Genomic DNA, 20343 nt, shown 5'->3' with positions numbered 1-20343 from the left:
CCGACTACCCAAATCCTAGCGGCTGCCCTATAGTTGTGGATAAGTAAGCCGCAGCGCTTACAAAAAGAGGCGGAACAAGGGACGAGGAGACGGCGGATGCGCTGCCCGTTTTGCGGAAATATCGATACTCAGGTCAAGGATTCACGCCCGGCAGAGGATCACGTCGCGATCCGCAGGCGGCGGTTCTGTCCGGCCTGTGGCGGACGCTTTACCACCTATGAACGGGTGCAGTTGCGCGATCTTGTTGTGATCAAGACCAACGGCAAGCGCGAGGATTTTGACCGGGATAAACTGGAGCGTTCGATCCGGATCTCGATGCAGAAACGCCCCATCGATCCGGACCGGATCGATCAGATGATCTCGGGTATCGTGCGGCGCCTGGAAAGCATGGGCGACACGGATATCCCGTCCAACAAAATTGGTGAAATCGTCATGGAAGCGCTGGCCCGGATTGATACGGTGGCGTATGTTCGCTTTGCGAGCGTTTACAAGAATTTCCAGGCGGCCGATGATTTCGAGGAGTTTGTCCACGAACTGCGTCCGCCGCAGCCTTCGACGGACGAGTGAGCGAAACAGATAAGCGATATATGGCGCTGGCTTTATCCTTGGGTCAGCGCGGGCAAGGCACGTGTTGGCCCAACCCTTCCGTAGGGTGTGTCATCGTGCGTGATGGCCGGATCGTCGGTCGCGGGTGGACGCAGCCGGGCGGGCGCCCTCATGCCGAGACCGAAGCCCTGAAACAGGCCGGAGATGCCGCGCAGGGCGCAACCGCCTATGTCTCACTGGAGCCTTGTGCACATCATGGCAAAACACCCCCTTGCGCGCAGGCCCTGATTGACGCCGATGTGGCGCGGGTCGTTTCAGCTATCGAAGACAGCGACCCGCGTGTAGCCGGGCAGGGCCTGGCCATGCTGCGTGAGGCCGGTATCAAAGTGACTACCGGTGTGCTGGATGAACAGGCTGCCAAGGCCCATGCGGGTTTTTTTCTGAAGAGCGAACAGGGTCGCCCATTTGTAACTTTGAAACTGGCCAGCAGTTTTGACGGGCGGATTGCAACGTCCAGCGGTCATAGCCAGTGGATTACCGGACCCGAAGCGCGGCGTCTGGTCCACGCCATGCGGGCGCATCACGACGCGGTACTGATCGGCGCAGGCACCGCGCGTGCGGATGACCCATCCCTGACAGTGCGTGATCTGGGCATTGCGTCACAGCCGGTTCGGGTCGTTGTATCGCGCCATCTGGACCTGCCGCTGATGGGGCAGCTTGCGCGCACGGCCTCTGACGTTCCTGTCTGGATATGTCACGGCCCGCATCCGGATCCGGATCGTGCCAATGCCTGGCAGGGCATGGGCGCGCGCCTGATCCCGTGTGCATTGCAGGAACACCACATTGATCCGGCGGACCTGTTGCAGCAGCTTGGAAATGCCGGCCTGACACGTATCTTTTGCGAAGGCGGTTCCGCTCTGGCCGCATCGTTACTGGCGGCGGATCTGGTCGATGAACTGGTCGGGTTCAGTGCCGGGCTGACCATCGGTGCGGAAGGCCTGTCCGCGATTGGGGCGCTGGGGCTGGACAAGCTGAACGAAGCGCCCCGGTTCGACCTGATCGAAACACGCGCTGTTGGCGGTGATATTTTGCATCGCTGGTCGCGGGCCTTGCGCTAGCGCCCGCGCCACAGGTGAGCATGGGTTGCGAATGCACCCTGAAGCTTTGACAGCAGACGATTCAAAGGCCCGTGTGGAGCATCATACCCCTCGGCCAGTCGTTGCAGTACGACCTCAACCGGGCAGGGCAGGCCTGTTTTCGGATCCAGATAGCGGGGGTAGTCGATAAGGACGGCATGAACCAGACCCGACAGACTGGGTCGCGCGCCTCGCCGGGCGGGAACTGTACCCAGATCCTGCGTCAAACCCCATCCAGCATAGAATGGCGCGCCAAGCGTTGTCACCGGGACACCACGCAAAAGGGCCTCGAACCCAATGAGTGACGTCATGGTCCAGACCTCATGTACCTGTGGCAACAGAATGCCCGGGTTTGTGTGCGGAACAATGATATCTGCCAGACCTTCGGCTTCGATTGCGCCTTCCCGAAGACCCGCCTCGACATCTGGATGAGGTTTGTAAATCAGGATCGCGTCCGGGTTTGCTTCACGCGCAGCCCTTAGCAGGTCCATGTTCGTGCGCACCGCTCCACAGCCCAGCAGGATGGAGGCGTCGTCCTCGACCTGACCCGGGATCAGGATGCGATGCCCGTCCGGCAATTCCGGCGGGCAGGTACCGGTATTGTATTTGCTCAGACTGTTCGAGATGATTTGGGCAACCAGCCGCTCGACCCGTAGAGCCTGATCGGGTCGCAGGTTTTCCCGGGCCGTGATCAGGTTTTCCAGTTGGCTGGGGCGCGTCGGGTCATAGTAAATTCCCAGATCGTCCGTCACCAGCGACAGCGGAGGCACAAGATTGGCGCCCAGCCCCCGTGATCGCAAAAACCCGTCTTCAACCCTGGTAACGCCGTCCAGATCCCGCGCCTGATTGGCCCACACCATATGAGGCCGTTGCGAAGCGCCAGGAGGATCGGCAGTGAAACGGATTTTGTGTTGTCGGCCGAACATGCGCTGCAGGTGCGGTCGTTTCCACAGCCGCATGCCCGATGCGGTCCAGCCCGCATGATCCTGCCGCCAGGCGCGAGACTGCGCCTCGAGCGTGTTTAACAGGGTCTCAAGCTCGCACAACTGGTCGCGGTACGGATCGTACCATGTTGGATAAAGCAGCATCGCAGCGGCGAACAATTGCGCGCGGGTCAGGTTTCTCTGGCGTCTTGCAAGAGGTGCTTCATCCTGAGTGAGCCCCCATCCGGCGTAGAAGGGCTGCCCGAACACCCGGGGCTTGTGGCCGGCGAGAATGGCTTCGAACCCCAATTGTGAAGACAGCGTGTAGACCCCAATCGCGCCTTCCAGCAGGGTCCATGGGCTGACCGGATCATTGAAAAACCGCACCCTGTCAGACAGGTCCTGATCGGTAAAGTGGCCGGGCCGGTGCCCTGACTGCGTTTCCGGATGTGTCTTTATCAGGATTTCGGCGCCCGGGTTTTCCTCTTGCGCGATGACCAGCATCTCGCGGAAGCGGGCCGTGTCCCCCTTGCTGGCAGTGACGGCGGCGTCGCCCTTGGTCTGGTCGACAACCAGAACATAGCCGGGGTCCGGGGCTTGGATGTTTGGATCAAAGGCTGAATACTTGCTCAGGTGCAGTTCCTGTATTCGCGCCATCGCGCCGCGCGCACGGTCCAGCAGGGCCGTGTCGTCCAGCGGATGTCTGGCCAGCAGGGTTTCCAGATCCGAGGGTTGATCAGGGTCGAAGTGCAGACCTGAACGGTCCAGCAGCAAACCCAGCGGCGGTTCGCCTGAGCGCCCCGGGTGCAAGGACCGAAGAAAGGCATCCTCGACCCGCAATGCCGGTGTCTGGTGCTTCGACGCGATCTTCAGCCCGCGATGCGCGGTTGGGCTGTTGCCCCAGACACCAACCAGATCACCGGGCTTCGGAAGGCCCAGACGAATATCAAACCCGGCCAGAGACAGTATCCGCCAGATGCGCCGTGATGTGAGAAACCCGCCGTTGTAGACAAACAGCCGGGTGCGTTCAGCCCCGGCTGCGGTGTCCTCTTGCGGCAACATGCATCAGTAGCCGGTCAGTGTTGCGACATTGGCGATCGGGGTCAGGCCACCCGCAATCAACGAAATAGACTTACTCCATTGCGCATAGGGCGCTTCGGTCACGTAAATCGTGTCATCGTCGCGGATCACGAAGTCCCGCGCAATGAACAGGCCATTCGGAGCCGTCAGGTTAAGCAGATAGATCAACCTTTGATCCCCTTGCAGATCTGCCCGGCCCATGACATTGCGCGCCACATCCTGGCGTTCTTTGCGGAGAACAAAGATGCCGGTCGGGTCCGACGACAGCGACTGAAGACCGCCAACTTGCGCCAAGGCTTCCAGCGCGGACAGGTCCTGACTGTCAAATGCAACGCGGGATTGCCCTCCGGTTGCACCCAGCGCGATGTACGAGCGGCTGTCTTCTTCAACCAGAATGCGGTCGCCACCGCGCAGGGCGACATCCAGCTTGGGGTTGCGGAACAGATCATCGTACCAGATGGTCCCGCGCTGATCGCCACGGATCAACGTGACCAGCGCAATGTCGGACGAGACAGTGACGCCTCCGGCCTGCGCCAGCATCCCGGACAATGAGCGGGTCGGACGCTGGATCGCGTAAATCCCCGGTGCGCCAATGGTTCCGGTCAGGGACACGGTCGAGCCGTCACCGGCAGCACGACGAACTTCGACCTGCGGATCCGGGGTCTGGTCCTGCAGTTTGCTGGTGATCAGGGTGCGCAGCTCTTCCGGTGTGTTGCCGGCAGCCCGCAAACGACCGGCGTAGGGAACAAAGATGAAGCCTTCGCTGTCGACCTGAACTTCGTCGAGTGTCGTGGCCGGTCCCGTCTCGCTGGCCAACAAGCCGTCATCCACGTTTTCCCAGATTGTCAGCCCAAGAACATCGCCGGGGCGAACGGTGTCTGCGGTCAGGTTCGGGGCAGTGCTGAAGGCGGCCGAGAAGCCGTATTGGGGCACGGCAGATGTTGCCTTGGCAACGCGGTCATCCACTTCCACGACAAATGCATTCCCGCCATTCTGCACAGAACCTGCAAGGATTTCAGATTTGTTCGGGCCGGATTTGGGAAGCTGGCACGCAGCCAGAAAGCCGCAAGCCGCCACGAGAGTTACCCCCCGTATCCACCGGATTGGAAAGCGCTTCACTGCCGATATACCTCAATTATCTTTCTTTCTGTGCAGGCTACCCGCAATGTGGTGTGACTTCCAGAAACAACCGTCCAGATTCACTGAACGATTCTCAACTGTGGCGTCAGCGCCGCTTTGCCTGACAGAACTGTTTGATATGGATCTTGCGGCCGCAACATCATGTCGACAGCCCGTCGCAACAATTGCCGCCGCCCCCGGCGTGAATAGAACCCACCGGGCACCTGGCTGGTTTCCAGAAGAAACCGGCGATAGATTCGATAGGCGCCGCTGTCAGGGGCAATCGGGTTGGCGAAGAAAGCAGTCAGGGCCTGCCCGGACACGAATTCGGGTTTGTCATAGACGGACTTGCCGAAAATTCGCAGGGGAATGCCGCGCCATAACACTTGCTGGCCGGCGGTCGAATTGATCGTGACTGCAGAATTCGCATCATCCAGAAGTCCGGCAAGCTTGCCACCGGGAACATAGTAGACGCGATCGTCAATCCCGTACCGGGCCGACAGTTCACGCACGCGTCGTCGCAATGGTTCGCGATGATTTTCCAGCGGATGTTCCTTGATCACCAGCCGATGATGTCTTGGCGCGCCCTTTGCGAAACCTTCGAGAATTTGATCCAGAAAATCGCTCATGCAGGAATACCCGGAATGCGCCTGTACCGAGCTGTCATGACCCAGTTGCAGCAGGACCATGTGATAGGGGTGACCGCCCAGCCGAACGCGGGTCGTTGCCCAGATCCGCTGTAGCCGGTGAAATGGCATAAGGGACAAACGCTTGAAGTACAGACGAAACTCCTTCGATACCGGCAGGTCCCGATGAGGTCTGAAATTGCGATAGCGGCGGTTCAGGAACAGTACAAACCAGTGATACAGGGCACCGTAAAAGATATGTTGCCTCATATCGCCCCAATGGGACGGTGGTGGTGATTGCGTATCTGACTGGGCCAGGGCCTGCTGCATCTGGTCAACGTTCAGGTCCATCAGCCGGGAATTTCCGTTCGAGCCCGTGCGTTCATATGTGACCCACCAGGGGCGCAGATAGCCTTCTTCAAACACGTGGACGGTGATGCCCCTTTCCCTTGCGATTTCAACCGCCTGAGCATGGATCGGACGCGTGTCGCCATACAGCACAATGTCTGTGACATCCCGGTCGTTGATCAGCCCGGTCAGGGTTTCCGGCCACTGCTCTGGCGTGTCAAGGAACGGAATGTAGGTTGAGCGATCGAACCAGAACGCGTGGTCGCCGGCATTGAAGCCGACGCGCCAGACCTGCGCGCCGGATGCGCGCAACATGCGCCCAAGGGCGTTGAAAAACGGGCCATGAGGTCCCTGTAGAAACAGGAACACGCGGCGAGCCGGGGCATGGGGCAGGTTGGTCATCGGGACTGCTGTATTCGTATTAATTGTCAAAACTATGCCCGTTTGGCGATTTCCCGGCAAGCCGGGGCTTGCCCGGGAAGCCGCTTGGGCTTACCTCGGCTGTGGAAGCGAGACACAGGTTAGGAACTGAGGGTTAACAGAATGTTCACAGGGATCGTCACCGATGTTGGCACTGTCACGGAGCTGGAACAGCAAGGCGATCTGCGGGCCCGGATCAGCACCGGCTATGATACTGCGAGCATCGATCTTGGCGCTTCGATTGCCAGCGACGGGGTCTGCCTGACTGTTATCGCGCTGGGCGACGACTGGTACGATGTGCAGATCAGTGCTGAAACCGTGTCAAAAACCAACCTCGACGCCTGGCAGGTTGGCAAGCGGGTCAACCTTGAACGCGCCTTGAAGGTTGGAGACGAACTGGGCGGGCATATCGTCTCGGGCCACGTGGACGGGGTCGCTGAGGTGGTTGGCATTGAAGACGAGGGCGACAGCACCCGTGTCACACTGCGCGCACCCGAACATCTGGCCAGGTTCATTGCGCCCAAGGGATCGGTCGCTCTGAACGGCACCTCACTGACTGTCAACGCGGTGGAAGGTTGCGACTTTGGGATCAATTTCATCCCGCACACCAAAGAGGTCACGACCTGGGGTGATGTTCAAATGGGCGACCGCGTCAATCTTGAGATCGACACGTTGGCCAGATATGTTGCGCGGCTGGCGGAAATGTCCTGAACTTTAAGGCCGAACAACGCCGCGTTCTTGTCCGCTGACGCCGCATGTGGTCTGGCCTTTGGGCGAATGGTGGTCTATCCAGCCGCTCATACATGCTCTTGCGAAAGGCTGCCCCATGAGCTTTGAAACCCCCGGCCCGGTCGAGGCCCAGTTGCGTGACGCGATAAGTCCGATCGAAGAAATCATCGATGAGGCGCGCAAAGGCCGGATGTATATCCTGGTCGACCACGAAGATCGCGAGAACGAGGGCGATCTGGTCATCGCCGCCGAATTCGCGGATGCCGAGGCAATCAATTTCATGGCCACCCACGGGCGCGGCCTGATCTGCCTGCCGATGACCGCCGAACGGGTCGACGCGCTGGGCCTGCCGATGATGGCGGTGAACAACTCGTCCCGGCATGAAACCGCCTTCACCGTGTCGATCGAGGCGCGTGAAGGTGTATCAACCGGTATTTCCGCAGCTGACCGCGCACTAACTGTGTCGACCGCAATCAATGAGCAGAACACGATGGCGCAAATCGCCACCCCCGGTCACATCTTCCCGCTGCGGGCCAAGCGGGGCGGGGTGCTGGTGCGTGCAGGTCATACCGAGGCCGCCGTGGACATTTCGCGTCTGGCGGGGCTGAACCCCTCGGGCGTGATCTGCGAGATCATGAAACCGGACGGCACCATGGCGCGCCTGCCTGATCTGGTCGCCTTTGCTAAAGAGCACAACATGAAGATCGGTACGATCAGCGATCTGATCGCGTACCGGTCACGCAATGACAACCTGGTGGTCGAAACCTCACGCGAAACGGTGATGTCGGAATATGGCGGCGAGTGGGAGATGCGTCTGTTCACGGACCAGACCCACGGCATTGAACATGTGGTCATGACCAAGGGCGACATTACCACGCCCGAGCCTGTCCTGACCCGAACCCACGCCCTGCACGAAGCGCCGGACATCCTGGGCCTAGGTCCGAAATCGTCGCGGGAACTGCCCCGTGCGATGGAAAAAATCGCCGAGGAAGGGCGTGGCGTCGTCTGCCTGTTCCGCCAGCCGCGCAACTCGCTGTATGCGGCCGAGGACGAAGGCCCGCGCACCATCAAGCAAACCGGTCTGGGCGCTCAAATCCTGTCCAAAATGGGCGTTCAGCAACTGGTGTTGCTGACGGACTCGCCGGAAACCGTTTATCTGGGGCTCGATGCGTTTGGCCTGTCCATCGTCGGCACCCGCTCCATACTCAAGGATGACTGATCGTGGCTGAACAAGACAAACATGGCGTTCTGCCGACGCCGACATTCGATGAACCGGTGAAACTGCTGATCGTGGCCGCGCCTTTCTATCGCGCGATTGCTGACAACCTGATCGCCGGAGCCAAGGCCGAGATCAAAGCGGCAGGTTGCACTTGCGAGGTTGTCGAGGTGCCCGGTGCGCTGGAAATCCCAACCGCCATCGCCATGGCCGATCGTCAGTGCAACTTTGATGGCTATGTCGCGCTGGGCTGCGTTATCCGCGGTGAGACCACGCATTACGAAACGGTATGCAACGATTCCAGCCGGGCCATTCAGCTCATGGGCTTGCAGGGCCTGTGCATCGGTAACGGTATCCTAACTGTCGAGAATGACGATCAGGCAGAAGTCCGCGCAAACCCTGAAAAGATGAATAAAGGTGGCGGAGCGGCCGCTGCGGCCTTGCATCTGATCGCGCTCAGCCGTAAGTGGGGCTCTTCCAAAAAGGGCGTCGGCTTCAAGCCTCCGTCCGAGTCCATCCTTGTGGCGGGCGACAGCAACGGACCCACGACAGCATGACCCAGACAGACGCGCCGAAACCGGCCAACCAGAAACGCTTGATGAAATCCGCAGCCCGGCTTTACGCCGTGCAGGCGTTGTTCCAGATGGAGCAGTCGGGACAAACGACCGAACAGGTTGTTAATGAGTTTCTGGATCACCGGTTTGGCGCAGTTTACGAGGGCGAAGAAATGCTGGATGGCGACATCAGCGTTTTTCGCAAACTCGTGGATGATGCCGTGAACTATCAGGCGCCGATCGACCAGATGACCGATCGCGCATTGGTCGCGAAATGGCCCATCGCGCGCATCGACCCAACTTTGCGAGCAACCTTCCGCGCCGCAGGGGCCGAACTGACCCAAAGCGATACGCCGCCCAAAGTGGTCATCACCGAATTCGTCGATGTCGCTTGGGCTTTTTTCCCGGAAGGTAAGGAGCCGAAATTCGTCAACGCCGTTCTGGATCACATGGCGCGCGAGGCCAGGCCCGAGGCGTTCTGACGCCTTTACCGCCGACCGACAAGCGCTAGACTGAATGTCAGAGCGCAAGGAGGCCCGCCATGCCCAAACTGATACGGTTGTACATCACTCAGGTTGCCTGGGGATTTGTCATCTCGGCGGCTTTCGTTGCGGTGCTTTTGGTTTTCAACGTCGCCAATCTGCGCAATCTGATCACCGGGTCGGAACTTGGCCTGATTGCATTGCTGATGATCTGGTTCATGAATGGAATCGTTTTTGCCGGGGTGCAATTTGCCTATGCCGTCATGAGCATGGCGGAAAAGCCGCAGGGGCCACGCCGGGGAACCCCGGTTGTCCACAAATTTGAACCCGCCTTGGTGAAGCAGGAAACTGGCGCAGAGCGCTGATTTTTTAGCGGAAAATGTGGCGGGACCACCAGTCAACCGTGCGGTGTGATTCCCGAGGACCTGTATGTACAGGTGGGCGCCGGGTAATCAGGCCAGGACCTGAACAGAGCCAGCCCCCTCGGAATTGCTTAAGGCCACCAGAATGCTACCAGTCACAAGAAGGGCAGAACCCGCCACGCGCCTAAGTAGGGGTTGCAGCGGGTTTGCACAAGGGGTCAGGCATCAACTGTTTCGTGCAATGCGGTGCGCATCTTGCCGAAATGTTCATCCCAACCGTTATCCAGCGCCAGGATCAGGCCGAAGGCCTCGGCGCACTGTGGCAGGCCTTCGTGCAGCAGGCCAAGCTTCGTGCCCCCGGCAACGGGTTCCAGGGTCCATTTTACTATACTGACGGCGTCTCCCATCGGCTTCACGGTGAACGTGTATTCAAGGTATTCGAAAGGGCGTGCCTTTTTGACTTCACCCCAGATCAGCAGATCGCCGCTGGTGGTTCCAAACATCTCCAGCTTGCCGCCCTCGGTCAGGGGGTGTTTGGGTTTGTGAAACCACTCTGCCAAGCGGTCAGGATCTGTCAGATAGGCCCAAACCGTTTCAGGTTCGGCACGCAGGAAGATTGTCTTTTGCAAAACAGCATTGGTCATTTCTTTTTCCCTTCAATAGCTTCCTTCAGATTGTTCAGACGGTCATCCCAGAACTGATCAAAATAGCTGAACCAGTCCAGAACGGGTGCCATGCCTTGGGGTTCCAGGCGGTTGATGCGCTCTCGCCCGCGCGCCTCGACCGTAATCAGACCGCCATCGGACAGAACGGTCAGGTGTTTCTTGACGGCAGCTCGGGTCATGTCGAACCGGTCCGTCAACTGGCCTATCGTCAGATCCTCCGATGCCAGCATTCTTACAATGTCTCTGCGGGTAGGGTCGGCCAGCGCCCGGAATGCAAATTGTGTTTGTGTGTTCATTGGTCACCTCAAAGAGATACCGATTGGTATCACGTTTTTATGATACTGAATGGTATCATGTCAACATGTTTGAGGGGCTTGATATTTGTTCATGAATTGTTCACATATTTTGAATGACACTGGAAATGCAGCCCGGCCAGAAACTGGCCCGCGGGGTTTCACGCCACCTTCTGACCCACGGGTATGTTTCAATTGAAGAATTTGTTCCCGCGCGTGGATTGCGTGTGGACGTGATGGGGCTTGGCCCCAAGGGCGAGCTTTGGGTTGTTGAATGCAAATCCAGTTGGGTGGACTATCAGTCAGATTCCAAGTGGCACGGCTATCTGGAGTGGTGCGACCGCTTCTTTTGGGCCGTCGATACCGAATTCCCGACCGAGATGCTGCCGCCGGAAACCGGTCTGATCATTGCCGATGCCTATGATGCAGAAATCGTCCGAATGGCGCCAGAGGACAAGGTTGCCCCGGCGCGGAGAAAAAAGATGATCCAGAAATTTGCCATGGACAGCGCCCGCAGGCTGCACGCTTTTCGCGACCCCAGGCTGTAAAGGCTCAGCCCTGAACCGCGCGGGCAGCCTGTGCTGCGGCCAGAATTTCTTCCGCGATTTCTTCAGCTTCTTCCGGGTCAAAGTCCATCGGAATCTCGACGCCATCGGCTTCGATGAACAGGCGGACCATGCCGTGATCGGTCGGACCGATCTGCAGGTTAGCCTGAATGTCGCGTTCGGTATTGATGCCCATAAGTGCCTCCGGGACTGAGCATTCGTGCTAGCGCGCAAAGGGTTGAGAATCAAGTCGCCTTTGCGGTCAGATGGCTTATGGAAGATGCGCTTCTCAGACCGTTTCGTTCCGACGATGCATCGTGGCTGGTTGACCAACACGACCGTCTCTACACGCGCGACGAAGGCTTTGACCACACATTTGCGCCGCTTGTTGCCGGTATTCTGGACGCATTTACCGCATCGCATGATCCGGCCAGGGAACGCGGCTGGATTGTTGAACAGGCGGGCGAAAGGCTGGGAAGTATTTTCTGCGTCTCGCTGGACCGTGACACGGCAAAGCTGCGGTTGTTTCTGCTTGTGCCGCAAGCAAGAGGGCAGGGGCTGGGCAAACGGCTACTGGACACCTGCACGAGCTTTGCGCGCACTGCCGGATACAAGGAAATGGTCTTATGGACGCATGAAAGCCACAAGGCCGCGTGCGCGCTCTACAAGGCGAACGGTTGGCAGCTGACGGGCAGCAAACCGGTGCATTCATTCGGCGTCGATCTGGTTGAACAAAGCTGGAGAATTCAGCTTTAATCCTCTTGCAATCCCGCTGCGCGTTCGGTACATCGCCCCTCACGAGTGCCGCCTTAGCTCAGTTGGTTAGAGCGCTGGATTGTGGATCCAGAGGTCCCCTGTTCAAGCCAGGGAGGCGGTACCACTTCTCCCTATCGTCTCAGGTACGGATTTTCGCAACCTAACCCGCATTGGGCTAGGGCAAAAAGACGTTCGGGCCTGGTTGTCCAGACCCGGTCATTGACAAAAAAGCGTTTGTTAACGCGCCAGATTCAGGCGAAGCCGCATTTTGGACCGTTTGGCCTGCGGCAGGTGCCGGTTCAGGTGCTTGTTCACCCTGCCGAACCCCCAGACGATCACCAGTGTCAGCAGGATGAAATAAAAGGCCAGAATTGGATAGGGGACAAATGGGTTGAACGTTTTGTCAGCAAAATAGCTGGCGTAGTACAACGCGTCTCCGCGTTGTTGCCAGGCCGGAAAGGCCGAGAAAAACACCAGCGTGGTTGCGTGAAACAAAAAGATCGCCTCGTTTGTGTAGGCAGGCCATGCTAGGCGCAGCATCGTAGGCCAGACAACGCGGCGGAAACGGGACCACCCGGTCAGACCGTAGGCGTCGGCCGCCTCGATATCGCCCTTTGGGATCGAGCGCAGGGCGCCATAGAAGATTTCGCCCGTGTAGGCGGCCGTGTTCAGGAACAGAACGATCAGCGCCCCAAGCCATGCCGAGGTCAAGGCGTCGAACATCGGGTAGGATTTCTTCAGCGACAGGAAGAAGAAATAGGCAAAGAAGAACTGGATGAACAGCGGCGATCCCCGGAAGATGAAGATGAACCACTCTGACGGTTTGCGCAGCCATTTGTTGGCGGACGACTTGCCGACGGCCAGCGCGGTGGCCAGAAAGAACCCGGTCGCCAGCGCCATCAGGCCGAAATAGACGTTCCAGATCATCCCCGATCCGATCAGGGTGAACTGTTCGCACAAGGTAAAATCGTTTCGCGGCAGCAGGCGCTCGCCGAAGCCGATCGAACGCAGGGCATAGTCCTGGATGGTTTGCAGGCAGCTCATGCGGTGGTCTCCTTGCGCAGCAATTCTCCACCAGATGTCGCCTGACCGTGCGACAGTCGCCGCATCAGACGTTCAAGCCCGATTTCGGATACTCGGGTCATGCCCAGATAGAAAAGCAGGAGGAACAGGAAATACCACATGCGCCAGTCACCATGCGGGTATTGGGTGAATTTCGACGTCTTGGTGCCACCCAGTTCGCGCGCCCAGTAGACGATGTCCTCAATCCCCAGCAGGAACAGCAGGGGCGTGGCCTTGATCAGCACCATCCACAGGTTCGACAAGCCGGGCAAGGCATAGACCCACATTTGCGGAACAAGGACGCGCCAGAAGGTTTGGCGACGGGTCATGCCATAGGCCTCGGCTGTCTCAAGCTGGGCGTGCGGTACGGCGCGCATGCCGCCAAACAGGACGTTTGCGGCGAATGCACCGAATACGATCGAGAATGTGATGATGGCTAGAAAGAACCCATAGGTTTCATGCACCCACTCCGGCGAAGTGCCCAACGGCAGCTTGGCAGCCTGACAGACGATGAAATCATTGCCCTGTCGAATCGGATCGGTCCAGTCGGGGCAGAGGACCTTGTGGCGGGTCCATTCGAACGCCTGATCCAGTGCAATCACGAAGAACAGGAAAAACGCGATGTCGGGTACGCCTCGAACGATGGCGATATACCCCTTGCCCAGCCAGCTGAGCGGTGGGAAATGTGACCGGGCGGCCATGGCTCCTGCGAAACCAAAGCTCAGCGCGACAGGGGCGGTGACAGCCAGAAGGGCCAGTACCTTGACGAACGAAAGATAAAACGACCAATGCACGCCATTGGTCAGATAGCAGGAAAACCAGCGGAAAGTGCCGAGCGTGTCGGGATCGGTACAGTAGGAGAACATAAGGCGTCTTTCGAACGTCGGATCCGGCGCGGGGCCAAGACAGGTTCGGCGCCAAGAGGCGCCGAACCATCAGACAGAGTTTTTAGTTGGTAACGACCGAGCCGTCAGCGTTGTATGTCGGAACGCCTTCGCCGAACCACTTGATGATCAACTCGTTCAGGCTGCCATCCGCCTTCATCGAAGTAATGGCTTCGTCGAACTTGCCGCGCAGCTCGCCGTCGGATTCACGGATACCGAGACCGATGCCGCCGCCAAGCGGAACATCGTCGCCGACAAATACCAGTTCACCGCTGGATTCTTCGACGATCGGCACCAGGAAGTCCTTGTCTGCAAATACCGCATCAGCCTCGCCGTTGCGAACCGCAGCGATGGTTTCTTCAGGGGTTGCAAACTCGACGAGGGTTGCGCCGGACTCGGCCACGTGGCCGGCCTGGATCGTTGCGGTTTGCGCCGCGACGATGCCGCTGCTTACGTCAACACCTTCGGATGCCCCGACATAAGCCGATGCCGCCGGAGGGAAGTAGTTCTGGGTGAAGTCGATAACCTCATCACGCTCATCAGTGATCGACATGCCCGCGATGATGGTGTCGTAGTTGCCCGAAACCAGGTTCGGAATGATCGAATCCCAGTCGTTCTTGACCCATTCGCATTCCAGACCGGCGCGCTTGCACAACTCGTCGCCGACTTCGCGCTCGAATCCGTCGATCTCGCCTGAGTCATTGATGAAGTTATACGGAGGGTAGGCGCCCTCGGTCCCCATGCGGACGGTGTCGGCCATTGCCATGCCAGCGGTCAACGCCAGTGCTGCAGTGGTCAGAATCAGGTTTTTCATTGGTTACTCCCCATTAGTGATTCTGTGGATCAGTTAAGCCGCCTTGGTGGCGGAGAGAAAGCCCCGAAGCCGTTCGGATTCCGGGGTGGTAAAGATATCTTCGGGCAGGCCTTCTTCTTCGATAAGGCCCTGATGAAGAAAGACAACGTGGCTGGAGATGTCAGCAGCCATCTTCATGTCGTGGGTTACGATGATCATGGTGCGGCCCTCGGCGGCCAGATCCTTGATCACCTTGATGACTTCCTGCTCCAACTCGGGGTCCAGTGCCGAAGTGGGTTCGTCAAACAGCAGCGCCTCGGGTTCCATGCACAGTCCGCGCGCGATAGCTGCGCGCTGTTGCTGACCGCCCGACAGTTGCGCCGGATAGACGTCACATTTGTCGCCGATACCCACTTTTTCCAGGTATTTGCGCGCGCTGTCTTCAACCTCGGCCTTGTCGCGGCCCAGAACGGTTACGGGTGCTTCCATCACGTTTTGCAGAATGGTCATGTGGGACCAAAGGTTGAATTGCTGGAATACCATCGACAGGTTGGTCCGGATGCGCAGGACCTGTTTGGGGTCTGCAGGCCGGCGATGATGGCTGTCGCCACTCCAGCGAACCGGCTCACCCTTGAACAGGATTTCGCCCTCCTGACTGTCTTCCAGGAGGTTGCAGCACCGCAGCAGGGTCGACTTTCCGGAACCGGAGGATCCGATGAGCGATACAACGTCCCCGCGCCTGGCTGTAATATCCACCCCCTTCAGCACCTCCAGATGACCGAAGCTTTTGTGAAGGTTCTTGATCTCGATAACGGGAGTGGAATCTGTCACGGGTCGTCCAGTTGTTGTGAGTGTTAGTGCGGTAATAGGGCGCAAAATGTTGAGCAATGCAATGCGCAAATAACATGTTCCCATCGGGAAACGACCAAATTGAACAATTCAGCTGTTCAATTTGTTCAGTCGTGCGACCCGAACGCTTGCGGGGCCGGGGGCATGGAAACCGCCAGGTAGCGCTCGGCCGGGATGTCGACCAAACCGTTGATGTGCAGTGCCTGGCGGTCGGCATCCGACAAACGGTTAATGGCCCTTCTGACAGCCCCGGCGATGCGGCCGGCGTCTTGCCCAAGGGCAGTTATGTAGGGCAGCGTCGGTGTCGGTTCCGTTCTTGCAACCTCGCGCAGTTGCGATCCCAGGTCTGTATGTTCCCTGAGCAGCGTCCAGGTCAGCAGGTCGAGAGAAGCATAGTCGGCCCGTCCGTCCGCGACCGCGTTTGCGGAGCGCGCGTGGCCGCCGGTTTCAAGCAACTTACCCGGGCGCAGGCCCAAAGCGGATAGATGAGTAACAGGTGCGGACCACCCAGATTGGGACAACGCCTCGTTATAGGCGAAGATGCCGGTCGCCAATTCGGACAAGGGGCGTGTGTCATCGGTGCGGGCCACAAACACGGAGCAGTAATAGCCGGTTGGGCAGTCGGGCAGGCCATAATCGGGCGTGCCGACCAGTTGCACTTTTCCGTGCAGGCTTGTGCGGTAGGGCATTCCGCAGGTTTGCGACAAAACCAGATCGGGGTCTTGCCAGACCTCCCAGAAATCCTGGTCTCGGGTCAGGTGCGTCGGGCCGAACCCAAGTTCCGCACGAATCAAGCTCCAGAACCGGTCATTGGCCGCGTGAAGCGCGGGCATGTCGTACATGCCCAGCATCGCCGTCACGATTTGGCAGCCTTTTGTCTGGCTAGCGCGGAGTCCACGTCGCTGACACCCAGAAGACTGACCACTAATCGCAGAAGCGAATCCTCTTCTCCCGAGCGCTGCCCATCGGCAAGAGCCACAGACCACATTGCCTGAACGACGGCCAGCCGGTCGTCATAGGCGACGGCTTCCTTGATGGCGCGGGTAAAGCGCACGGTGTCGGGTGCCTCGCTTTCAAGGTCTTCCGCGCGGGCACGAAGACCGGCGGCCTCGAAAGGGGACAGGCCGTAGCGTTCCGCCGAAATCCGGTCGATCCGGGCCATTTCAGAGTCTGCATAGTCGTTGTCGGACCGCGCGATACGAACCAGCAAGGCGGTCAGCGCCAATCGGGCATCGTCTTCGGCAAGCGGGTCGGGCTGAGGCTGGGAAAGCCGTGACAGAAAATCCTTGAACATGAGAGAGATATAGATCCGGTTTATTCAGCTTCCAAGCGTGACAGCACCCGTTCGCGGGCAATCTGGCTGTCCTTGAAGCTAAGGCCCATGGCAATCCGGGCCTCTTCCACGATTTTCATTTCACCTTCGTCAGAGTTGCCATCGGCCAGCACGATCTCCCACAAGGCATCCAAAGCCGCCAACCGTTCTTTCAGGTCTGTTGTTTCGCGGATCAGCTTGCCGAATGTGTCGGTGTCGGGGGCTGCGGCATGCAGCTTTTCGCAAGTTGCCCGCACTTTTGCAGCCTCGATCGCGTTGTGCTGGTAGAGGCGGGCCAAAATCCTGTCGATCAGGCTGATTTCTTCAAGCTTATAATCCCGATCCGCCTGTGCCACCCGCACCATCAGGGCCCCAAGAGCCAGTTCGGCATCCGGGTCGGGCAGGGTCGTCTGCTGGGGTGGGCGAAAGGCCTGAAAAAGCTTTTTTAGCATGAGCGCAGCTTATCCCATATTTTGTAGGTCGCCAAGCGTGGACTACCCGTCATAGCCCTGAACAATCACCAGATCGCTGGTCGCGACCGGGTCACGCAAAGCCTTGGCACGTTGATAGGCGTCGCTATCATAACAGGCCAGCGCGTCCTCATAACTTGGAAATTCAATCACGACAGTACGCGACCGCGAGGTGCCTTCCTTGATTTCGTATTCACCACCGCGGACCATGAACTTTGCCCCATAGGCGTGAAAAGGTTCGGCGTTTGCCGCAATGTAGTTTTTGTAGGTTTCAATGTCGTCCACATCGACGTGAGCGATCCAGTATCCTTTGGTCATAACTTGCCCTCTGATTCACGCTAAACGTGGCCTGATTGTGTGGCACATGGCAATCCCGCAAATGACGAAAACCACCCTTCGGAGTTTATTTGCCGGATTTGCCCGATTTGCGGAAATCGTGTATGCATAATGATGCATTAGACAAAGCAATTTTCGCCTCACGTATTCAGCGGAGCGTTGCTACGATTAAGTCTCTTTTTGAGAAACTGGCGCGGGCCGGACACGCTTTGATGTTGTGAGATGCGGTATTTCAGGAGGTCAGAAATGGTTAAGCCCAAGAAAGTTGTCGACATACCGAAAAAGATCAACAAAGGGCTAAGCTCTGCCAAGCGGTCCACGATGTTGGCTATCCTTGGCATGCCGCGGCCTGTGCTGGACAACAAGTGCCGAGGGATTGCAGGAAACGACAAGCTCAAATCGCTGATGGTCACAGACGACGTGGGGCCGTTCAAAGCGACCGGCCTGAAACCCGCTATTGCTTCGCTGCGCGGCGTTATGGCGGATGTGAAAGATGCTCATCCAGAAGTGTTCAAAACCCTCGGGAGTTCGGGGATGCTGTGTGTCCGAAAAATCAAGAACAGCAACAATCCGTCCAATCATTCATGGGGTTGCGCAATCGACATCAATATCGAAGGTGCATTGGATGGTATCGGTGTCAAAGGGGGAACCGCTGGTAAGGACGGCAAGACACTGGCGGGCCTTGCCGCGATGGCACCGTTTTTCAACGCGGCTGGCTGGTTCTGGGGCGTGGGTTTCAGCAGTTTCGAAGATGGAATGCACTTCGAGATTGCGGACGAGACCATACGCAAGTGGCACAAGGACGGAGTTTTGGGAGAGGCGATTTCAAACCGGACCGTCCCCAACGCAAACCTTTCCATTGGCGACATCGGGGCCGAAGTTCAGGAACTGCAAAAGCGGCTGGCTGAGTTGGGTTACGACATTATTGCGGATGGTGAATTCGGCCAGATCACGCATGCAATTGTGATTGATTTCCAGGCAGAAAACGGTCTGGAACCGGACGGGATCGTCGGGCCCAAGACTCGCAAAGCACTGAAGCTCTGAATGGTGCAGTAGCCGGGCGCTGTTCAGCGCCCGGTCAGTCTGTTGTGTCAGACCAGGCGCGACGTTTCCTTGGCCGCGCGCACGAAATCGCGGAACAGCGGATGCGGGTCAAACGGCTTAGATTTGAGTTCTGGGTGGTATTGCACCCCGATGAACCACGGGTGATCCGACCATTCGACAATTTCCGGAAGACGGCCGTCAGGTGACATGCCCGAGAAGTTCAGGCCCGCCTTTTCAAGCTTGTCCCGGTACTTGATGTCCACTTCATAGCGGTGACGGTGGCGTTCCTCGATATTGGTGTTGCCGTAGACCTCGGCCACTTTCGATCCTTCGGCCAGCACTGCGTTGTATGCGCCCAGACGCATGGTGCCGCCTTTGTCGTCACCGACTTTGCGTTCGATCTTGTGGTTGCCCTGCACCCACTCTTTCAGATGGTAAACCACGGGTTCAAAACGTTTCTTCCCGGCCTCGTGGTCGAACTCCTCAGAGCCCGCCTCGGTGATGCCGGCGGCGTTCCGCGCCGCTTCGATGACGGCCATCTGCATGCCCAGACAAATACCCAGATAGGGCACCTTGTGCTCGCGGGCATATTGCGCGGCCTTGATCTTGCCTTCTGTCCCGCGCTCTCCAAATCCGCCGGGGACAAGGATGGCATGGTAGCCTTCCAGATAGGGCGCGGCATCCTCGGTGTCGAAGATTTCCGCATCAACCCATTCAATCTTCACCTTCACCCGGTTCGCCATTCCGCCATGGGTTAATGCTTCGGCGATGGACTTATAGGCATCTTCCAACTGAGTGTACTTGCCGACGATGGCAACCTTCACTTCGCCTTCGGCGTTGTGGATGCGATCGCTGACATCTTCCCATTTCGCGAGATCCGGTTTGGGGGCCGGGCTGATCTGGAACGCATCCAAAACGGCCTGATCCAGCCCTTCATGGTGATAGGCCAATGGCGCGTCGTAGATCGTGGACAGGTCTTGCGCCGCGATCACGCTGTCCGGGCGCACGTTGCAGAACAGGGCGAGCTTCTCTCGCTCTTTCTGCGGAATCGGACCTTCGGAGCGGCAGACCAGAATGTCGGGGGCCAGCCCAATGGAACGCAGTTCTTTCACCGAGTGCTGGGTTGGCTTTGTTTTCAGCTCACCGGAGGCCTTTATATAGGGCAGCAGCGTCAGGTGCATGAAGATGCACTGGCCGCGTGGTTTGTCCTGGCTGAACTGGCGGATGGCTTCGAAAAAGGGCAGGCCTTCGATGTCACCAACAGTGCCGCCGATCTCGCACAGCATGAAATCGACCTCATCCTCGCCGATGGCGATGAAATCCTTGATTTCGTTGGTAACGTGCGGGATCACCTGAATGGTCTTGCCAAGGTAGTCGCCACGGCGCTCTCTCTCGAGTACATTGGAATAAATTCGCCCCGAACTGACCGAGTCGGTTTTTCGGGCGGCAACACCGGTGAAACGCTCATAGTGACCAAGATCCAGATCGGTTTCGGCCCCGTCATCGGTGACGAAAACTTCGCCATGTTCAAACGGCGACATCGTGCCGGGATCGACGTTCAGATAGGGATCCAGCTTGCGCAGACGCACCGAATATCCCCGGGCCTGCAACAGCGCGCCCAAGGCCGCCGACGCCAGTCCTTTGCCCAAGGACGAAACCACACCACCAGTGATGAAAATAAATCGCGCCATGTTTTTTCGGCTGCTCCCGTGAGACGTCAAAATCAGCTGCCCGGCGGTTCCGAAAAACCGCTGCATCACGGGACTTTACGTATAAAGGATTCGCGCCAATAG

Annotated in this window: 25 protein-coding genes and 1 tRNA gene; 11 read left to right on the top strand and 15 right to left on the bottom strand. The window is 58.3% G+C overall.

All coding sequences use genetic code 11. The features are described 5' to 3' along the window. Nucleotides 1-96 precede the first annotated feature (96 nt). Both nrdR and ribD read left to right on the top strand, forming a co-directional pair. On the top strand, nucleotides 97-567 hold the full coding sequence (nrdR, locus tag ACR1XU_RS05535) for a transcriptional regulator NrdR (RefSeq protein WP_039525240.1): 471 nt from the start codon (nucleotides 97-99) through the stop codon (nucleotides 565-567). Next, nucleotides 564-1664: a bifunctional diaminohydroxyphosphoribosylaminopyrimidine deaminase/5-amino-6-(5-phosphoribosylamino)uracil reductase RibD gene (ribD, locus tag ACR1XU_RS05530; RefSeq protein WP_480907226.1), complete on the top strand. Its 1101-nt coding sequence runs from the start codon at nucleotides 564-566 to the stop codon at nucleotides 1662-1664. The genes nrdR and ribD overlap by 4 nt, the downstream gene beginning before the upstream one ends. Here the strand turns inward: ribD and ACR1XU_RS05525 are convergent. The 3 genes from ACR1XU_RS05525 to ACR1XU_RS05515 form a co-directional block, all read right to left on the bottom strand. Next, the gene (locus tag ACR1XU_RS05525) at nucleotides 1661-3667 is read right to left on the bottom strand and encodes a capsular polysaccharide biosynthesis protein (protein WP_480907224.1); all 2007 of its coding nucleotides are present in this window, start codon (nucleotides 3665-3667) and stop codon (nucleotides 1661-1663) included. The genes ribD and ACR1XU_RS05525 overlap by 4 nt on opposite strands. 3 nt (nucleotides 3668-3670) lie before the next feature. Further along, nucleotides 3671-4804 carry a polysaccharide biosynthesis/export family protein gene (locus ACR1XU_RS05520; RefSeq protein WP_170616605.1) on the bottom strand — a complete coding sequence of 378 codons (1134 nt, stop codon included), beginning with the start codon at nucleotides 4802-4804 and terminating at the stop codon, nucleotides 3671-3673. 80 nt (nucleotides 4805-4884) lie between these two features. Beyond that, complete coding sequence (locus ACR1XU_RS05515) at nucleotides 4885-6180, bottom strand: capsule biosynthesis protein (RefSeq protein ID WP_480907223.1); 1296 nt, start codon at nucleotides 6178-6180, stop codon at nucleotides 4885-4887. A gap of 141 nt (nucleotides 6181-6321) precedes the next feature. Between ACR1XU_RS05515 and ACR1XU_RS05510 the strand changes: the two genes are divergently transcribed. The 5 genes from ACR1XU_RS05510 (at nucleotide 6322) to ACR1XU_RS05490 (ending at nucleotide 9544) form a co-directional block, all read left to right on the top strand. Next, complete coding sequence (locus ACR1XU_RS05510) at nucleotides 6322-6909, top strand: riboflavin synthase (protein ID WP_480907221.1); 588 nt, start codon at nucleotides 6322-6324, stop codon at nucleotides 6907-6909. 115 nt (nucleotides 6910-7024) lie between these two features. Beyond that, nucleotides 7025-8146 (top strand): 3,4-dihydroxy-2-butanone-4-phosphate synthase, encoded by a 1122-nt coding sequence (gene ribB, locus ACR1XU_RS05505; RefSeq protein ID WP_480907220.1) that lies wholly within the window; start codon nucleotides 7025-7027, stop codon nucleotides 8144-8146. 2 nt (nucleotides 8147-8148) lie between these two features. Further along, complete coding sequence (locus ACR1XU_RS05500) at nucleotides 8149-8700, top strand: 6,7-dimethyl-8-ribityllumazine synthase (RefSeq protein ID WP_480907218.1); 552 nt, start codon at nucleotides 8149-8151, stop codon at nucleotides 8698-8700. After that, nucleotides 8697-9179, top strand: coding sequence for a transcription antitermination factor NusB (gene nusB / locus ACR1XU_RS05495; protein WP_480907216.1), 483 nt, complete (start codon nucleotides 8697-8699; stop codon nucleotides 9177-9179). Before ACR1XU_RS05500 ends, nusB begins: the two co-directional genes overlap by 4 nt. A 59-nt stretch (nucleotides 9180-9238) precedes the next feature. Continuing rightward, on the top strand, nucleotides 9239-9544 hold the full coding sequence (locus ACR1XU_RS05490; protein ID WP_480907214.1) for a hypothetical protein: 306 nt from the start codon (nucleotides 9239-9241) through the stop codon (nucleotides 9542-9544). A gap of 215 nt (nucleotides 9545-9759) precedes the next feature. On the opposite strand, the gene ACR1XU_RS05485 is transcribed toward ACR1XU_RS05490, so the two are convergent. Both ACR1XU_RS05485 and ACR1XU_RS05480 read right to left on the bottom strand, forming a co-directional pair. Beyond that, the gene (locus tag ACR1XU_RS05485; RefSeq protein WP_480907212.1) at nucleotides 9760-10185 is read right to left on the bottom strand and encodes an SRPBCC family protein; all 426 of its coding nucleotides are present in this window, start codon (nucleotides 10183-10185) and stop codon (nucleotides 9760-9762) included. After that, entirely contained in the window at nucleotides 10182-10502 is a 321-nt protein-coding gene (locus ACR1XU_RS05480) for a metalloregulator ArsR/SmtB family transcription factor (protein WP_170616585.1), read from the bottom strand. The genes ACR1XU_RS05485 and ACR1XU_RS05480 overlap by 4 nt, the downstream gene beginning before the upstream one ends. Nucleotides 10503-10615: 113 nt before the next feature. Between ACR1XU_RS05480 and ACR1XU_RS05475 the strand changes: the two genes are divergently transcribed. Next, entirely contained in the window at nucleotides 10616-11047 is a 432-nt protein-coding gene (locus tag ACR1XU_RS05475; protein WP_170619748.1) for an MmcB family DNA repair protein, read from the top strand. Between the two features lie 4 nt (nucleotides 11048-11051). Here the strand turns inward: ACR1XU_RS05475 and ACR1XU_RS05470 are convergent, their stop codons facing one another. After that, nucleotides 11052-11240, bottom strand: coding sequence for a DUF6324 family protein (locus ACR1XU_RS05470; protein WP_170616580.1), 189 nt, complete (start codon nucleotides 11238-11240; stop codon nucleotides 11052-11054). Nucleotides 11241-11317: 77 nt separating this feature from the next. On the opposite strand from ACR1XU_RS05470, the gene ACR1XU_RS05465 reads away from it, so the two are divergent. Both ACR1XU_RS05465 and ACR1XU_RS05460 read left to right on the top strand, forming a co-directional pair. After that, nucleotides 11318-11800, top strand: coding sequence for an N-acetyltransferase family protein (locus ACR1XU_RS05465; protein WP_480907210.1), 483 nt, complete (start codon nucleotides 11318-11320; stop codon nucleotides 11798-11800). 47 nt (nucleotides 11801-11847) lie between these two features. Then, nucleotides 11848-11924 (top strand) — tRNA-His (locus ACR1XU_RS05460). Nucleotides 11925-12037: 113 nt separating this feature from the next. Here the strand turns inward: ACR1XU_RS05460 and ACR1XU_RS05455 are convergent. From ACR1XU_RS05455 to ACR1XU_RS05420, 8 genes are all read right to left on the bottom strand, one after another. After that, entirely contained in the window at nucleotides 12038-12844 is an 807-nt protein-coding gene (locus ACR1XU_RS05455; RefSeq protein ID WP_170616575.1) for an ABC transporter permease subunit, read from the bottom strand. Beyond that, a complete protein-coding gene (locus ACR1XU_RS05450) occupies nucleotides 12841-13728 on the bottom strand; it encodes an ABC transporter permease (protein WP_170677586.1) in 888 nt (295 codons plus the stop codon). Before ACR1XU_RS05450 ends, ACR1XU_RS05455 begins: the two co-directional genes overlap by 4 nt. An 82-nt stretch (nucleotides 13729-13810) precedes the next feature. After that, the gene (locus ACR1XU_RS05445) at nucleotides 13811-14560 is read right to left on the bottom strand and encodes a transporter substrate-binding domain-containing protein (RefSeq protein WP_170616571.1); all 750 of its coding nucleotides are present in this window, start codon (nucleotides 14558-14560) and stop codon (nucleotides 13811-13813) included. 33 nt (nucleotides 14561-14593) lie between these two features. Next, nucleotides 14594-15370, bottom strand: a complete 777-nt coding sequence (locus tag ACR1XU_RS05440) for an ABC transporter ATP-binding protein (RefSeq protein WP_170677584.1) — start codon at nucleotides 15368-15370, stop codon at nucleotides 14594-14596. Between the two features lie 125 nt (nucleotides 15371-15495). Beyond that, the gene (locus ACR1XU_RS05435) at nucleotides 15496-16248 is read right to left on the bottom strand and encodes a phosphate/phosphite/phosphonate ABC transporter substrate-binding protein (protein ID WP_480907208.1); all 753 of its coding nucleotides are present in this window, start codon (nucleotides 16246-16248) and stop codon (nucleotides 15496-15498) included. Continuing rightward, entirely contained in the window at nucleotides 16245-16682 is a 438-nt protein-coding gene (locus tag ACR1XU_RS05430) for a tellurite resistance TerB family protein (protein WP_170616564.1), read from the bottom strand. Before ACR1XU_RS05430 ends, ACR1XU_RS05435 begins: the two co-directional genes overlap by 4 nt. A gap of 20 nt (nucleotides 16683-16702) precedes the next feature. Continuing rightward, nucleotides 16703-17152 carry a tellurite resistance TerB family protein gene (locus ACR1XU_RS05425; RefSeq protein WP_170616560.1) on the bottom strand — a complete coding sequence of 150 codons (450 nt, stop codon included), beginning with the start codon at nucleotides 17150-17152 and terminating at the stop codon, nucleotides 16703-16705. A 42-nt stretch (nucleotides 17153-17194) separates the two neighbouring features. Continuing rightward, the gene (locus ACR1XU_RS05420; protein ID WP_170677578.1) at nucleotides 17195-17488 is read right to left on the bottom strand and encodes a DUF1330 domain-containing protein; all 294 of its coding nucleotides are present in this window, start codon (nucleotides 17486-17488) and stop codon (nucleotides 17195-17197) included. Between the two features lie 264 nt (nucleotides 17489-17752). Here ACR1XU_RS05420 and ACR1XU_RS05415 point away from each other — a divergent pair, with 264 nt between their 5' ends. Further along, nucleotides 17753-18550 (top strand): peptidoglycan-binding protein, encoded by a 798-nt coding sequence (locus tag ACR1XU_RS05415; RefSeq protein WP_170616555.1) that lies wholly within the window; start codon nucleotides 17753-17755, stop codon nucleotides 18548-18550. 47 nt (nucleotides 18551-18597) lie between these two features. On the opposite strand, the gene ACR1XU_RS05410 is transcribed toward ACR1XU_RS05415, so the two are convergent. Then, nucleotides 18598-20241: a CTP synthase gene (locus ACR1XU_RS05410; protein ID WP_170616552.1), complete on the bottom strand. Its 1644-nt coding sequence runs from the start codon at nucleotides 20239-20241 to the stop codon at nucleotides 18598-18600. Between the last annotated feature and the right edge of the window lie 102 nt (nucleotides 20242-20343).

The sequence above is a fragment of the Ruegeria sp. D1(2025) genome (assembly GCF_056536425.1).
Note: the sequence above shows the minus strand (reverse complement) of the source record. Positions and strands in the feature narration are given on the sequence as shown.